This is a genomic window from Streptomyces sp. NPDC051576 (assembly GCF_040681835.1).
GTDB lineage: Bacteria > Actinomycetota > Actinomycetes > Streptomycetales > Streptomycetaceae > Streptomyces.
The window spans coordinates 1-15,773 of record NZ_JBFAZO010000002.1; the positions used below are offsets into that span (position 1 = coordinate 1).

The 15,773-nt window shown below is 69.1% G+C and carries 13 protein-coding genes; 6 read left to right on the top strand and 7 right to left on the bottom strand.

The genetic code is table 11. The features are described 5' to 3' along the window. Positions 1-93: 93 nt before the first annotated feature. The 3 genes from AB0M63_RS05945 to sucC form a co-directional block, all read right to left on the bottom strand. Entirely contained in the window at positions 94-1,629 is a 1,536-nt protein-coding gene (locus AB0M63_RS05945; protein ID WP_366018546.1) for an aldehyde dehydrogenase family protein, read from the bottom strand. Positions 1,630-1,751: 122 nt separating this feature from the next. Continuing rightward, complete coding sequence (sucD, locus tag AB0M63_RS05950) at positions 1,752-2,639, bottom strand: succinate--CoA ligase subunit alpha (RefSeq protein WP_366018547.1); 888 nt, start codon at positions 2,637-2,639, stop codon at positions 1,752-1,754. A gap of 11 nt (positions 2,640-2,650) precedes the next feature. Further along, the gene (gene sucC / locus AB0M63_RS05955; protein WP_366018548.1) at positions 2,651-3,781 is read right to left on the bottom strand and encodes an ADP-forming succinate--CoA ligase subunit beta; all 1,131 of its coding nucleotides are present in this window, start codon (positions 3,779-3,781) and stop codon (positions 2,651-2,653) included. A gap of 144 nt (positions 3,782-3,925) precedes the next feature. Between sucC and AB0M63_RS05960 the strand changes: the two genes are divergently transcribed. The 6 genes from AB0M63_RS05960 (at position 3,926) to AB0M63_RS05985 (ending at position 12,309) form a co-directional block, all read left to right on the top strand. Further along, complete coding sequence (locus tag AB0M63_RS05960) at positions 3,926-5,608, top strand: thiamine pyrophosphate-binding protein (RefSeq protein ID WP_366018549.1); 1,683 nt, start codon at positions 3,926-3,928, stop codon at positions 5,606-5,608. A gap of 11 nt (positions 5,609-5,619) precedes the next feature. Continuing rightward, entirely contained in the window at positions 5,620-6,852 is a 1,233-nt protein-coding gene (gene frc, locus AB0M63_RS05965) for a formyl-CoA transferase (protein ID WP_366018550.1), read from the top strand. 4 nt (positions 6,853-6,856) lie between these two features. Then, positions 6,857-9,001, top strand: coding sequence for an acetate--CoA ligase family protein (locus tag AB0M63_RS05970; protein WP_366018551.1), 2,145 nt, complete (start codon positions 6,857-6,859; stop codon positions 8,999-9,001). Positions 9,002-9,121: 120 nt separating this feature from the next. Next, positions 9,122-10,510: an OFA family MFS transporter gene (locus tag AB0M63_RS05975; RefSeq protein ID WP_355918939.1), complete on the top strand. Its 1,389-nt coding sequence runs from the start codon at positions 9,122-9,124 to the stop codon at positions 10,508-10,510. Position 10,511: 1 nt separating this feature from the next. Continuing rightward, positions 10,512-11,909: an OFA family MFS transporter gene (locus tag AB0M63_RS05980; RefSeq protein WP_366018552.1), complete on the top strand. Its 1,398-nt coding sequence runs from the start codon at positions 10,512-10,514 to the stop codon at positions 11,907-11,909. A gap of 91 nt (positions 11,910-12,000) precedes the next feature. Beyond that, a complete protein-coding gene (locus tag AB0M63_RS05985; protein WP_366018984.1) occupies positions 12,001-12,309 on the top strand; it encodes a HEAT repeat domain-containing protein in 309 nt (102 codons plus the stop codon). 8 nt (positions 12,310-12,317) lie between these two features. On the opposite strand, the gene AB0M63_RS05990 is transcribed toward AB0M63_RS05985, so the two are convergent. From AB0M63_RS05990 to AB0M63_RS06005, 4 genes are all read right to left on the bottom strand, one after another. Further along, positions 12,318-13,004, bottom strand: a complete 687-nt coding sequence (locus tag AB0M63_RS05990; RefSeq protein ID WP_355918933.1) for a GntR family transcriptional regulator — start codon at positions 13,002-13,004, stop codon at positions 12,318-12,320. 139 nt (positions 13,005-13,143) lie between these two features. Continuing rightward, entirely contained in the window at positions 13,144-14,082 is a 939-nt protein-coding gene (locus AB0M63_RS05995) for a beta-ketoacyl-ACP synthase III (protein ID WP_366018553.1), read from the bottom strand. A gap of 149 nt (positions 14,083-14,231) precedes the next feature. Further along, complete coding sequence (locus AB0M63_RS06000; RefSeq protein WP_267930280.1) at positions 14,232-14,366, bottom strand: hypothetical protein; 135 nt, start codon at positions 14,364-14,366, stop codon at positions 14,232-14,234. Further along, entirely contained in the window at positions 14,335-15,666 is a 1,332-nt protein-coding gene (locus AB0M63_RS06005) for an OFA family MFS transporter (protein WP_366018554.1), read from the bottom strand. The genes AB0M63_RS06000 and AB0M63_RS06005 overlap by 32 nt, the downstream gene beginning before the upstream one ends. Positions 15,667-15,773 lie beyond the last annotated feature (107 nt).

Here is a 15,773-nt window from a genome sequence, read left to right on the forward strand (position 1 = left end):
GGGGGGGCCCGCGCCGACCCCGGCGCCGGGCCTCGGGGGGCGCCCGCCGCCCCCCCCCGGCCGCCGGTCACGACGTGAGCCGGTGCCCGTCGGTCACGGCATGAGCTGGTACTCCGGGAAGTTGCCGGGCAGCCGCTCCCCCACCGGACCTTGAGTCACCGCGCGGACGAGGAGGTCGCCGCCGACGAAGGCGCCGCGCCAGGAGGCGCCGAACCCGCCGAACAGTTCGTCGCGGTCGCCGCGGGAGCGCGGCTTGCCGTGGCCGACCTTGAACGCCCGGATCTGCGGGGCCAGTCGGTCGTAGGTCGCCCGGTCGTCGGTGGAGAGGGTGGCGACCAGCGCGCCGTTGGACGCGTTCATCGCGGCGAGCAGCTCCGCCTCCGTGTCGACCAGGACGATGGTGTCGACCGGGCCGAACGGTTCCGCGTGGTGCAGCGGCGACGACGACGGCGGATTGAGGAGGGTGACGGGTCGGACGTACGCCGAAGTGTCCTGGCCTGGAAGGAAGTTGGTCTCGGAGAGCGTGCCGCGGTGCAGCGGTACGGCGCCGCGGTCGATCGCCTCGGCCACCTGGTCGTGGAGATCCTTGGCCTTGGCCGCGTTGATCACCGGGCCGAAGTCCAGGTCCGGGTAGGGGTCTTGGGTGTGTTGGACGGCAAGAGGGTGGCCGACGCGGAGAGTTCGGACCGCGGGGAGGTAGGCGGTGAGGAACTCGTCGAACAGTTCGCGCTGGACGACGAAACGCGGATACGCGGTGCAGCGCTGCTTGCCGTAGTCGAAGAGCTTGGGGATGACGGCGGCGAGCGTGTCCCAGTCCGTGTGGTTCCAGATGCCCCAGGTGTTGAGTCCCTCCTGTTCCAGTACATGCCGTTTGCCGAGGTCGGCGACGGCAGTGGCCACCGCCGCTCCGGTGTCCCGTCCGCCGACGAAGGAGACGCAGCCGATCTCGGGCGCCCGGACCAGCGCCTCCGACAACTCGCCCCCGCTGCCGCTGACAAGGGTGACGGGGATTCCCTCGCGCGCGGCGAGCGCGGCGGCCAGGGTGAGGCAGGCGACGCCGCCGTCGGTCGGGGTCTTGGCGATGACCGCGTTACCGGCCAACGCCTGGACCAGCATGGCGTGGACGAGCACGCTCATCGGGTAGTTCCAGCTCGCGATGTTCGACACCGGGCCGTCCAGTGGGCTGCGGCCGGCCAGCATCGGTTCGATGCCGTCGACGTACCAGCGCACACCGTCGATGGACCGGTCCACGTCCGCCTGCGCGAGTCGCCAGGGCTTGCCGATCTCCCAGACCAGCAGCAATGCGAGGAGTTCGCGGTGTTCGGTGAGGGCGTCCAGCGTGGCGGCGACGCGGGCGCGCCGCTCGTCGAGCGGGACGTGCCGCCAGGCCCGGTGCTGGTCGAGGGAGGCGCGTACGGCCTGGTGGGCGGTGGACCGGTCCAGCCTGGGCGGACCCGCGATCGGGCTGCCGTCGACGGGGGTGGTGGCGGGCAGGGCCCGGCCGTCCCGCTGCCAGGCGGTGTTCCAGAGGTTGAGGAGGCGGTCGTCCTGGAAGGCTTCGGGCGCGACGGCGAGACAACGCCGCCAGGCGTCGCTCCAGGACGTGCCCGCTTTGAGGGTTGATGCCATGCTTCTGCTCCGCTCTCGGTGCACAGTCGGGGCGGGGTGAGGCAGGAACTGTCGTACAGGTGAAGCTAGTTGCGCTCGAAGGAGCGCGACAGTCACGTCACATCGACTATGAGTGACATCACCTAGCGCTCCAGGTGGTCCAGCCGGTCCAGGACCAGTCGGGCGGTCTCCGTCGGGGTGTGTCCGACCCTGACTCCCACGGCCTCCAGCGCCTTCTTCTTCGCCGCCGCCGTGCCGGAGGAGCCGGACACGATGGCTCCCGCGTGGCCCATCGTGCGGCCCTCGGGTGCGGTGAAGCCGGCGATGTAGCCGACGACGGGTTTGGTGACGTGGTCACGGATGTACGCGGCCGCCCGCTCCTCCGCGTCGCCGCCGATCTCCCCGATGAGGACGACGAGTTCGGTGTCGGGGTCGTCCTGGAACGCGGCGAGGCAGTCGATGTGGGTGGTGCCGACGACGGGGTCTCCGCCGATGCCGACGCAGGTCGAGAAGCCGATGTCCCGGAGTTCGTACATGAGTTGGTAGGTGAGCGTGCCGGACTTGGAGACCAGGCCGATGCGGCCCGGCTTGGTGATGTCGGCGGGGATGATGCCCGCGTTGGCCTGGCCGGGGGTGATCAGGCCGGGGCAGTTGGGGCCGATGATCCGGGTGCCCTTCGACTTCGCGTACGCCGTGAAGGCGACGGAGTCGTGGACGGGGATGCCCTCGGTGATGACGACGGCGAGGCCGATGCCCGCGTCGGCGGCCTCGGTCACGGCGGCCTTGGCGAAGGGCGGCGGCACGAACACGACGGTGACATCGGCTCCGGTCGACCGTATACCGTCGGCGACCGACCCGAAGACGGGGACGGCCCGGTCGTCGAAGTCGACGGTGCGGCCGGCCTTGCGGGGGTTGACCCCGCCGACGATGTTCGTGCCGGCGGCGAGCATCCGGCGGGTGTGCTTCATGCCCTCGCCGCCGGTCATGCCCTGGACGAGGACCTTGCTCTCCTTGGTGAGGTAGATCGCCATGTCCCGGCTCCTTAGCGTGCGTTGGCGAGGTCGGCGGCGCGGCGGGCGGCGCCGTCCATGGTGGTGGCCTGCTGGATCAGTGGATGGGCGTGCTCGTCGAGGACGGCCCGGCCGCGGGCCGCGTTGTTGCCGTCGAGCCGGACGACCAGCGGTTTGGTCAACTCGACGGTGTCCAGGGCCCGTACGATGCCGTCGGCGACCGCGTCGCACGCGGTGATGCCGCCGAAGACGTTGACGAAGACCGACTTCACGGCCGGGTCGGCGAGGATGACGGACAGCCCGTCGGCCATGATCCGGGCCGAGGCGCCGCCGCCGATGTCGAGGAAGTTGGCGGGGCGGGCGCCGCAGCCGGCGACCACGTCGAGCGTCGACATGACGAGCCCCGCGCCGTTGCCGATGATGCCGACCTCGCCGTCGAGCTTGACGTAGTTGAGTCCCTTCGCGGCGGCCTCCGCCTCCAGCGGGTCCTGGTGCACCTCGCCCCCGACGCCCCAACGGGCCTGCCGGAAGCGGGCGTTGTCGTCGAGGGTGACCTTGCCGTCGAGGGCGAGGATCTGCCCCTGCCGGGTGCGTACCAGCGGGTTGACCTCGACGAGGACGGCGTCCTCGCGGACCAGCACCTCCCACAGCCGTACGAGGACGTCGACGGTCTGTGGCGGCAGCCCGGCCGCCTCGGCGATCTCGCCCGCCTTCGCGGAGGTCACTCCCTCGGCCGGGTCGATGTGTATACGGGCGACCGCGTCCGGTCGACGGGCGGCGACCTCCTCGATCTCCATGCCGCCCTCGGCGGAAGCGATCGCGAGGAACCGGCCGGCCGCGCGGTCGAGGACGTAGGAGACGTAGAACTCGCTCTCGATGTCGACCGGTTGGGCCAGCATCACCGTGCCGACCGTGTGGCCCTTGATGTCCATGCCGAGGATCTGCCGTGCGGTCAGCTCCGCCGCGGCCGGGTCGGCGGCGAGCTTCACCCCGCCCGCCTTGCCCCGCCCGCCGGTCTTCACCTGGGCCTTCACCACGACCCGGCCGCCCAGCCGGCGGGCGATCCCACGTGCCTCCTTGGACGAGGTGGTGACCTCGGCCCGGGGCACCAGGATGCCGTGTTCTTCGAAGAGTTCCCTTGCCTGGTGCTCGTACAGGTCCATCTCGGCTCCTGACTCGAAAGTGCCGCACGCCCCCTGGACACCACCCACCGGATGCGGGATAACAAGTTTCATACAGTATTCGTCGACTGTATGCAATGTACCGCGAGAGCGTTCCAACCCCCTACGAAGGGACAGGACTTCGCCATGCCCGACGACACCCAGGACGTGATTTCCGGTGGTCATCTCGTCGCCAAAGCCCTGAAGGCCGAGGGGGTCGACCGCATCTACACCCTGTGCGGCGGCCACATCATCGACATCTACGACGGCTGCGTCGACGAGGGCATAGAAGTCGTCGACGTACGCCACGAGCAGGTGGCGGCCCACGCGGCGGACGGCTACGCCCGTATCACCGGCAGGCCGGGGTGCGCGGTCGTCACCGCTGGTCCCGGTACGACCGACGCCGTCACCGGTGTCGCCAACGCCTTCCGCGCGGAGTCCCCGATGCTGCTGATCGGCGGCCAGGGCGCCCTCACCCAGCACAAGATGGGGTCCCTCCAGGACCTCCCGCACGTCGACATGATGACGCCGATCACCAAGTTCGCGGCGGCGGTGCCGGACACAGCGCGGGCCGCCGACATGGTGTCGATGGCGTTCCGCGAGTGCTACCACGGCGCGCCGGGCCCCTCCTTCCTGGAGATCCCGCGCGACGTCCTCGACGCCAAGGTGCCGGTGAGCAAGGCGCGGGTGCCGAAGCCCGGCGCCTACCGCGCCTCGACCCGCTCGGCCGGCGACCCCGAGGCGATCGAGAAGCTCGCCGACCTGCTCGTGCACGCCGAGAAGCCGGCGATCCTGCTGGGCAGCCAGGTGTGGACGACCCGCGGCACCGAGGCGGCGATCGATCTGGTGCGCACGCTCAACATCCCCGCGTACATGAACGGCGCGGGCCGCGGCACCCTGCCGCCGGGCGATCCGCACCACTTCCAGCTCTCGCGCCGGTACGCCTTCTCGGGCGCCGACGTCATCGTGATCGTCGGCACGCCCTTCGACTTCCGCATGGGCTACGGCAAGCGCCTCTCCCCCGACGCGACCGTCGTGCAGATCGACCTCGACTACCGCACCGTCGGCAAGAACCGCGACATCGACCTCGGGATCGTCGGTGACGCGGGCCTCGTACTGAAGTCGGTCGCCGAGGCCGCCTCCGGACGCCTCAACGGCGGTGCGTCCAGGCGCAAGGAGTGGCTCGACGAGCTGCGCGCGGCCGAACAGACCGCGATCGAGAAGCGGTTGCCCAGCCTGCGGTCGGACGCCTCACCCATCCATCCCTACCGTCTGGTCAGCGAGATCAACGACTTCCTCACCGAGGACTCCATCTACATCGGCGACGGCGGCGACATCGTCACCTTCTCGGGGCAGGTCGTCCAGCCCAAGTCGCCCGGGCACTGGATGGATCCGGGCCCGCTGGGCACCCTCGGCGTCGGCATCCCCTTCGTGCTCGCCGCCAAGCAGGCACGGCCCGACAAGGAGGTCGTCGCCCTGTTCGGCGACGGCGCGTTCTCGCTGACCGGCTGGGACTTCGAGACCCTCGTGCGCTACGACCTCCCCTTCGTCGGCATCGTCGGCAACAACTCCTCGATGAACCAGATCCGTTACGGCCAGGCGCAGAAGTACGGCCTGGAGCGCGAGCGGGTCGGCAACACCCTCGGCGACGTCCACTACGACAAGTTCGCCCAGATGCTGGGTGGTTACGGCGAGGAGGTCCGCGACCCCGCCGACATCGGCCCCGCGCTCCGGCGCGCCCGTGAGTCGGGCAAGCCGTCGCTGATCAACGTCTGGGTCGACCCGGACGCGTACGCCCCCGGAACCATGAACCAGACGATGTACAAGTGAGGTGAACGGCCATGACCGCCAAGGCACTTGAGGGCATCCGCGTCCTCGACATGACGCATGTCCAGTCCGGGCCCTCCGCGACCCAACTGCTCGCCTGGCTCGGCGCCGACGTCGTCAAGCTGGAGGCGCCGACCGGTGACATCACGCGCAAGCAGTTGCGTGACCTCCCGGACGTCGACTCCCTCTACTTCACGATGCTCAACTGCAACAAGCGGAGCATCACCCTCAACACGAAGACCGAGCGCGGCAAACAGATCCTGACCGAGCTGATCCGGCGCTCCGACGTCATGGTCGAGAACTTCGGGCCGGGCGCGGTCGACCGTATGGGATTCACCTGGGATCGCATACAGGAGATCAATCCCCGGATCGTGTATGCGTCCATCAAGGGCTTCGGGGACGGCCCGTACACCGACTTCAAGGCGTACGAGGTGGTCGCGCAGGCGATGGGCGGGTCGATGTCGACCACCGGCTTCGAGGACGGGCCACCGCTGGCCACGGGCGCTCAGATCGGTGACTCGGGCACCGGAGTGCATACAGTAGCCGGGATACTGGCGGCACTGTTCCAGCGGGAGAGCACCGGGCGCGGGCAGCGGGTCAACGTGGCCATGCAGCACGCCGTGCTGAACCTCTGCCGGGTGAAGCTGCGCGATCAGCAGCGGCTGGCGCACGGGCCGCTCGCCGAGTACCCGAACGAGGACTTCGGGGACGAGGTCCCGCGCTCGGGCAACGCGTCCGGCGGCGGCCAGCCCGGCTGGGCGGTCAAGTGCGCGCCGGGCGGCCCGAACGACTATGTGTACGTCATCGTGCAGCCGGTCGGCTGGCGGCCGCTGACCGAGCTGATCGGCCGGCCCGAGCTGGCCGAGGACCCCGAGTGGGCGACTCCGGAGGCCCGGTTGCCTCAGCTCGCGAAGATGTTCCAGCTCATCGAGGAGTGGTCGGCCACGCTGCCCAAGTGGGAGGTGCTGGAGAAGCTCAACGCCCACAACATCCCGTGCGGGCCGATCCTGTCGACCCGGGAGATCATCGAGGACGCCTCGCTGGTCGCCAACGAGATGGTCGTGACGGTGCCGCACCCCGAGCGCGGCGAGTTCGTCACCGTGGGCAGCCCGCTCAAGCTCTCCGACTCCCCGGTGGACGTGACCAGTTCACCGCTGCTCGGCGAGCACAACGAAGAGGTCTTCATCGGCGAACTCGGTCTCGGTGACGAAGAGTTGCGCCTGCTCAAGACGGACGGGGTGATCTGACGTGATGGCAGAGGACCGGACCCTGAGGGTGCGCGCCCTGCTCGACTCCGTGCGGGCCGAGGGTCGGTTCGCGCTCACCGCGCCGGAGGGCAAGGTGATCGCCGACGCGTACGGGATCGCCGTACCGGGCGAGGAGTTGGCGACGGACGTCGACGAGGCCGTCGCGTACGCGGCGCGCTTCGGCGGGCCAGTGGTGATGAAGATCGTCTCGCCCGACATCCTGCACAAGACCGACGCCGGCGGGGTCATCGTCGGGGTCGAGGGCGCGGCGGACGTACGGGCGGCGTTCCACAGGATCGTGGACAACGCGCGTGCCTACGACGCGCAGGCCCGTATCGAGGGCGTCCAGGTACAGGAGTTGCTGCCGCAGGGGCAGGAGGTCATCGTCGGTGCGGTGACCGACCCGACGTTCGGGAAGGTGGTCGCGTTCGGGCTCGGCGGGGTGCTGGTCGAGGTGCTCAAGGACGTGACGTTCCGGCTCGCGCCCGTGAGCGCGGACGAGGCCCTGTCGATGCTGGACTCGATCCGGGCGGCGGAGATCCTGCGCGGGGTGCGCGGGCAGGCGGCGGTGGACCGGTGGGCGATCGCCGAGCAGATCCGCCGGGTGTCCCAACTGGTCGCGGATTTCCCGGAGATCGCCGAGGTGGACCTCAATCCCGTGATCGCGACACCGGAGGGCGCGGTCGCGGCCGACATCCGCGTCATCCTCGCCGAGTCGCAGCCGGTACCTCGTCGACGGTATACACGCGACGAGATCCTGACGACCATGCGCCGGCTGATGGAGCCCACCTCGGTCGCCGTGATCGGTGCCTCCAACGAGCAGGGCAAGATCGGCAATTCGGTCATGCGCAACCTCGTCGACGGCGGTTTCGCCGGCGAGATCCACCCGGTGAACCCCAAGGCCGATGACATCCTCGGCCGCAAGGCGTACAAGAGTGTCACGGACGTTCCCGGTGAGGTGGATGTGGCCGTCTTCGCCATTCCCGCCAAGTTCGTGGCAGCGGCACTGGAGGAGGTGGGACGCAAGAACATCCCCAACGCCGTCCTCATCCCCTCCGGGTTCGCCGAGACCGGTGAGGTACAACTCCAGGAAGAGATCGTGGAGATCGCCGAGCGCTACGGCGTCCGGCTGCTCGGGCCGAACATCTACGGCTACTACTCGACCTGGCAGGATCTGTGCGCCACGTTCTGCACGCCGTACGACGTGAAGGGCGGGGTGGCGCTGACCTCGCAGTCCGGTGGCATCGGCATGGCCATCCTGGGCTTCGCGCGGACCACGAAGACGGGTGTGTCGGCGATCGTGGGGCTCGGCAACAAGTCGGACCTGGACGAGGACGACCTGCTGACCTGGTTCGGCGAGGATCCGCACACCGAGTGCATCGCGATGCACCTGGAGGACCTCAAGGACGGGCGGGCGTTCGTCGAGGCGGCCCGAAAGACCGTTCCCCGCAAGCCGGTTGTGGTGCTGAAGGCCGGCCGTACGGCGGCGGGCGCGAAGGCCGCGGGCTCGCACACGGGTGCGCTGGCCGGCGACGACGCCGTGTACGAGGACATCCTGAAGCAGGCCGGTGTCATCCGTGCCCCCGGGCTCAACGACATGCTGGAGTACGCGCGCGGACTGCCGGTGCTGCCCGCCCCCAAGGGCGACAACATCGTCATCATCACCGGCGCGGGCGGCAGCGGTGTGCTGCTCTCGGACGCGGTGACCGACAACGGCCTCTCCCTGATGGAGATTCCGCCGGATCTCGACGCGTCCTTCCGGGAGTTCATCCCGCCCTTCGGCGCCGCGGGCAACCCGGTCGACATCACCGGGGGCGAGCCGCCGTCGACGTACGAGGCGACGATCCGGCTCGGTCTGGAGGATCCGCGCATCCACGCACTGGTCCTCGGCTACTGGCACACCATCGTCACTCCCCCGATGGTCTTCGCGGAACTCACCGCCCGCGTGGTGGCCGAGTTCAGGGAACGCGGCATCGAGAAGCCGGTGGTGGCGTCGCTCGCGGGTGACGTGGAGGTCGAGGAGGCCTGCCAGTACCTGTACGAGCGCGGGGTGGTGGCGTACCCGTACACGACCGAGAAGCCGGTGGCCGTGCTGGGCGCGAAGTACCGATGGGCCCGTGCGGCAGGCCTGTTGGGCGGTGGTTCATGACGTAGGCGATCACGGGGTCGGCCGACAGTGCGGTCGGCCGGCCCCGGGGACCCGTGCGCACACGAAAGGCATTGGACAGGGGGCGCTGGCCAGAACTTTCGACGCAAGGGGCACTGAACGATGGCAACAACGGACTGTTCGACGTCCGTCCCTTTCAGGGAGGTGACGGACCGTCACGGCCGCGTGTACCGCATCGGAGAATCCGATGTCGACATCATGGGCCGTTCCCGCAGGTGGATGGTCGTCCTGCCCTGGGTGGGCATGATGGGCATCAGTTCCGCCGAGTACGCGTTCACGTCGGCGGAGGACACGCTCCATGACGCGCATCTGTGGAGCGGCGGACACATCTTCTGGCTGATGGGCGTCTGGGTGTTCTTCCAGGCGGCCGTGGCCTTCCCGGCCGGACAACTACGGGAGAGCGGCCGACTGCCCGCCCGTACGGCCATGTTGATCGGCGCGCTCGGCACCCTGCTGGGCTATCTGGCGCTGGCGTTCGCACCGAACGTGCTCGTCGCCTATCTGGGCTTCGGCATGTGCAGCGGTATCGGCGCCGGTCTTGTGTATGCGACGTGCGTGAACATGGTCGGCAAGTGGTATCCGGAGCGCAAGGGCGGCAAGACGGGCTTCGTCAACGGCGGATTCGCCTACGGGTCCGTGCCGTTCGTGTTCCTGTTCACCTCGGTGCTGGACCTGGGCAACTACAAGGTGCTGCTCAGCCTGGTCGGCATCGGGCTGTGTCTGGTGGTGGCCTCGGCGGGCTGGTTCTTCCGCGATCCGCCGAAGAACTGGTGGCCCGCGCACGTCGATCCGCTGACGACGTCCCAAGACCCCAGGATCCGGCGGGCGTTGGAGAAGAACCCGCCGGCGGTCAAGCAGTACACACCCAAGGAGGCCGCCCGCACACCCGTGCTCTGGATGATGTGGTTCTGTCTGCTGTGCACGGCCGGTATCAATATCTTCGGCATCGCCTTCCAGGTGCCGTTCGGCAAGGACATGGGCTTCGCGGGCGGGATCGTGGCCACGGCGATGTCCCTCAAGGCGATCGTGAACGGCACCGGGCGCGGTGTCATCGGCTGGATCTCCGACCGTTTCGGCCGCCGCCACACGCTGATCATCGTGTGTCTCGTGCTCGGCACCGCGCAGTTCGGGGTGCTGGTCTCGGGCCAGATGGGCAGCATGCCGTTCTTCCTGTTCTGCTCCATGGTCTCCGGTTTCGGCGGCGGGGCGATCTTCCCGCTGTTCGCGGCCATGACGGCGGACTACTTCGGTGAGAACAACAACGCCAGTAATTACGGGATGGTCTACAGCTCGAAGCTGATCTCGGGGCTCGTCGGCTCCGGTCTGGGCGCGGTCGTCGTCGGTGAGTGGGACTACCACGGCGCGTTCGTCCTGGCGGGTTCGGTGGGCCTGGCCTCCGCGGTGCTGGCGCTCTTCCTCAAGGCTCCGGGCAGGCCCAGCGCCCGGCGCATCGTCCCCAACCCGCACCCGCTCGGCGAGGAGATGGCGTGACATGACCGCAGATCCCATCACCACGAACGATTCCGGCGCCGCGAACCGTCCCTACCGTGAAGTGACCGACGCCAACGGCCGTGTCTACCGCGTCGGCGAGACCGACCGGGACCTCCTCGGCCACTCACGCAAGATCATGGTCTATCTGCCGTGGATCGCCATGATGGCGATCAGTGTCTTCGAGTACGCGTACGGCTCGGCGGAGGACACCCTGTCCAGCGCGCACGGCTGGACGCAGAGCAACACCTTCTGGATCCTGAGCGTCTGGGTCTTCTTCCAGGCCGGTATCGCCTTCCCGGCGGGCTGGATGCGGGAGAAGGGCATCCTGACGGCCCGCAGGGCGATGTACGTCGGCTCGGTGCTGTGCGTCATCGGCTTCCTCGCGCTGTCCCACCTGGACAACGTGTGGCTTGCGATCATCGGCTTCGGTGTCGTCGGCGGCGTCGGCGCCGGACTGGTCTACGCGACCTGCATCAACATGGTCGGCAAGTGGTTCCCCGAACGGCGGGGCGCCCGCACCGGGTTCGTCAACGGCGGCTTCGCCTACGGCTCGCTGCCCTTCATCTTCATCTTCAACTACGCCTTCGACACCGGGAACTACCACCGGGTCCTGGATCTGATCGGTTGTTACATCCTGGTCGTGGTGTTCGGGTGCGCGTTCTTCTTCAAGGACCCGCCGAAGAACTGGTGGCCCGCCGACATCGACCCGCTGACCTACGGCGGCAACGCCAAGAGCGCCACGAGCCTCGCCAAGAACCCGCCCGCCGTACGGCAGTTCACCCCCAAGGAGGCCATCCGCACCGGCATGCTGCCCCTGATGTGGCTGTCGATCGTACTGACCGCCGGGGTGTCGATCTTCGGGATCTCCTTCCAGGTCGACTTCGCCAAGGACGTCGGCTTCGGCCCGCTGGTGGCGGCCTCCTCGATGGGCGTCATGGCCGTCATCAACGGCATCGGCCGCGCGGTCGTCGGCTGGCTGTCCGACCTGTGGGGCCGCAAACTCACCCTGGTCTTCGTCATCGTGGTGCTGGGCCTGGCCCAGTTCGGCGTGATCTGGGCCGGCCATCTGCGCAGCGAATGGCTGTTCCTGTTCTTCGCCTTCCTCTCCGGCTTCGGCGGCGGCGCCTTCTACCCGATGTTCGCCGCCCTCACCCCGGACTACTTCGGCGAGAACTTCAACGCCACCAACTACGGCCTGGTGTACAGCGGAAAGCTGGTCAGCGGCCTGTTCGGCGGCGGCCTCGGCTCCATGGTGGTCGCGGCCTGGGGCTACAACGGCGCGTACGCACTGGCCGGCGGCGTCTCGATGGTGGCAGCGGCCATCGCACTGCTCCTGCGCCAACCGGGCCGTGAGGACCGGGAATCGGCTCCGGTTCCCCAACCACAGCCCGCGACCTGACAGTTCCCGCCCGACACGTCGCACATCGGATGGCCCTCCCTGATGGGAGGGCCATCCGGCGCGGGTGTGAAACGGTGTGCCCGTGCCGGAGATGACGAGTGGGTTGGCGGCGGCCTTGGCCGAGGCATCGTCCTCGTCCTGGACGCGACGTGCTCGCGCCGGGCGGGACCTCGCCGCCTTCGCCGATGTTCCTGAGGCTGCGGACGTGTTGGTGCAGTTGCTGCTGGATCCCGAGGACACGGCGGTGATCCGGCGGACGGCAGAGGCCCTGGCCCGGGTGGGGACGGCGGCCGCCGCACAGCTCATCGCTCTCGCGGCTGCCCGGGCCGACGACAACCAGGCGGACTGGCTGCACGCCGGCGTGCAGGACGCCTCCGACGGCGCCCCACAGGCCCGGTGACACCACCCCTACGAACGCTCGGGCTTCTCGCGCTCGTGGTACGACCGCCGGGTGTGCTCGGTGTGTTCGCGCATCAGCAGGCTCGCGCGCAGTTCGTCGCGGGCCGCGATCGCGTCGATCAGGGTGCGGTGCTCGATCCAGGACTTCAGCCCGCGCTGGCGGGCCACCGGCGTGTAGTACCAGCGGACCCGGCGGTCGACCTGCGCGGCGAGTTCGGCGAGGACCGCGTTGCCGGCCAGCTCCATGACCTTCGCGTGGAAGCGGGCGTTCATGGTGACGGCGGCGTCCACGTCGTCCGCGTCGACGGCCCGCTCGCCCTCCGCGCACAGCTCCTCCAGGACGGCAATGCCGGCGCTGCCCGCGTTGGCGGCGGCGAGCCGGGCCGCCTCGGCCTCCAACAGCGTGCGTACGGTGAGGAGTTGGTCCGCCTCCTCCTCCGTCGGCTCGTGCACGAACGCGCCCTGCGCGGGCCGCAGATCGACCCAGCCCTCGGTGTTGAGCCGCTGCAGCGCCTCCCGCACGGGCTGCCGGGACACCCCGAGGTGCCCGGCGAGTTCGCTCTCGACGAGATGCTGACCGGGCTGCAGGGCGCGCGTGGTGATGAGTTCGAGCAGTGCCTCGTAGACGCGGTCGCGCAGCGGTCCCGGGCGTTCGAGCTTGGGCACCGCCCCCTGCGGCAGTCCTGCGGACAACATCGCGGTCCCCCTCCTTGACGGCATCCTGCTGTGTGCATACCGGAAAGCCAGTATGGATTGTCTTTCGTCTACAGTCTACGGCGCACAGCAGCCAGGGGGAGCGTGCGTCGGCCTCGTCACATCCGAACGTGTGCGCAGGTCACGGGCACCGGACGACCTGGCCGGCGTAGGACAGGTTTCCGCCGAAGCCGAACAGCAGGACGGGGTCGCCGGTGCGGACGGCACCTTGTTCGACGAGCTTCGAGAACGCGAGGGGGATACTCGCGGCGGAGGTGTTGCCCGATTGGACGACATCGCGGGCGACGACCGCGTTGACGGCGCCGATCTTCTCGGCGAGGGGCTCGATGATCCGCAGGTTCGCCTGGTGGAGGACCACACCGGCGAGGTCGGCGGGGGTCAGGCCGGCCTTCTCGCAGGCCTTGCGGGCGATGGGCGGGAGCTGCGTGGTGGCCCAGCGGTAGACGCTCTGGCCCTCCTGCGCGAACCGCGGGGGCGTGCCCTCGATCCGTACGGCGTTCCCCATCTCGGGCACCGAACCCCACAGCACCGGTCCGATGCCGGGTTCGTCGGCGGCCTCGACGACGGCGGCGCCCGCTCCGTCGCCGACCAGGACGCAGGTCGTACGGTCGCTCCAGTCGGTGACCTCGGACATCTTGTCGGCGCCGATGACCAGGGCCCGGGTGGCCGCTCCCGCGCGGACGGTGTGGTCGGCGGTGGCCAGGGCGTGGGTGAAGCCGGCGCACACCACGTTGACGTCCATGGCGGCGGGCGAGGGGATGCCGAGGCGGGCGGCGACGCGGGCGGCCATGTTCGGGGAGCGGTCGATGGCCGTGGAGGTGGCGACCAGGACCAGGTCGATGTCCCCGGGCGTCAGGCCGGCGGCGGCGAGGGCCTTGGCGGCGGCGTGCGCGGCCAGCTCGTCGACCGGTTCGTCGGGCCCGGCGATGTGACGGGTACGGATGCCCACCCGGGAGGTGATCCACTCGTCACTGGTGTCGACCATGCCCGCCAGGTCCTCGTTGGTGAGTACCTTGGCGGGCTGGTAATGACCGACGGCGGCGATCCGCGTGCCGTTCATGGGTGGTCCCCCTCGTTGCCTTGGGTAGCGGGATCCACCAGTCTTGCCAGTGACTCGCGGGTACGGCGGCAGGTGATGCCACAGGAAACTGCCGTCCGGGTTGTCGGCTTCTGTCATCCGTCCCGGGGTTGACGCCGGGGAGGGGACATTCAGCCGGTGAACAGTTGCTTCGCCTTGAGGATCAGTTCGTACAGCCCGTACACGAGGGGTGCGCCCACCCAGAGCCAGGCGAAGGCGATCAGCGGTCGCCGGTCAGGCGGACTCTGACTGGTGTCGTTCGACATCGACGGCCTCCCTCTGGGCGGGGATGTGGTGGCGGGCGTTGACGGGCCGGACGAGTTCGTTGGCGACGAACCCGATGACGAGCAGCCCGATCATGATCAGGAAGGAGGTGTCGTAGAGGGAGGCACCGTGTTTGCCGGCGTCCTTCTGGTGGTCGGCGATCCAGTTCACGATCAGCGGGCCGAGGACACCGGCGAGGGACCAGGCGGTGAGGAGCCGGCCGTGGATCGCGCCGACCTGGTAGGTCCCGAAGAGGTCCTTCAGGTAGGCGGGCACGGTCGCGAAGCCGCCGCCGTAGAAGGACAGGATCACCAGCGCGCACAGGATGAACAGCGGCTTCGAGGAGTCGCCGAACAGTGCGATGAGCGCGTACATGATCGCGCCGACGCCCAGGTAGACGCGGTAGATGTTCTTGCGTCCGATCAGGTCCGAGGTCGACGACCAGCCGATACGGCCCGCCATGTTGGCCGCCGAGAGCAGCGCGACGAAACCGGCGGCGGCCGACACCGAGACCGGCGTCGAGGTGTCCGCGAAGAAGTCCGTGATCATCGGGGCGGCCTTCTCCAGGATGCCGATACCCGCGGTCACGTTCATGCACAGGACGACCCACAGGCACCAGAACTGCGGGGTGCGCACGGCACTGTTGGCGGAGACCTGCACGCCGGTCAGGACGCTGGGGGCGTTCTCGACGGGCTTGTCCGTGCGCGGCACCCGCACCAGGAGGACGCCGAGCGTCATGAAGACGGCGTACGACAGCCCGAGCACGAGGAAGGCCTGCGCGATGCCGGTGTTGTCGGAGCCGAACGACTTCAGCATCTGGGCTGACCACGGGGAGGCGATGAGCGCGCCGCCGCCGAAGCCCATGATGGCGATGCCGGTGGCCATGCCGGGCCGGTCCGGGAACCACTTGATCAGGGTGGAGACCGGTGAGATGTAGCCGATGCCGAGGCCGATCCCGCCGACGAAGCCGTAGCCGAGGACGATCAGCCAGAACTGCTTGGTCTCCGCGCCCAGCGCGGAGATCAGGAAGCCGGAGGAGAAGCAGATCAGGGCGACGGTCATCGCCCAGCGCGGCCCGTTGCGTTCGACGAGCGTGCCGCCGAACGCGGCAGACAGACCGAGCATCACGATCGCGAGCTGGAAGGGCAGCGCGCTCTGCGTGCCGCTGAGGTTCAGTGAGGATTCGAGCGGCGGCTTGAAGACGCTCCAGGCGTAGGCCTGGCCGATGGAGAGGTGCACCGAGAGGGCGGCGGGCGGAACCAGCCAGCGGCTCCACGCCGGAGGTGCTACTGGGGGACTCATGATCCCGGACGGTAGGGAGTGGCAAGGGAGTTGAGAAGGCGGCGCGTCGACCGTATGCGATGAGCGGTATGCAGTGTGCGCCGAACGGTCCCTGCTGGAACGGTCTC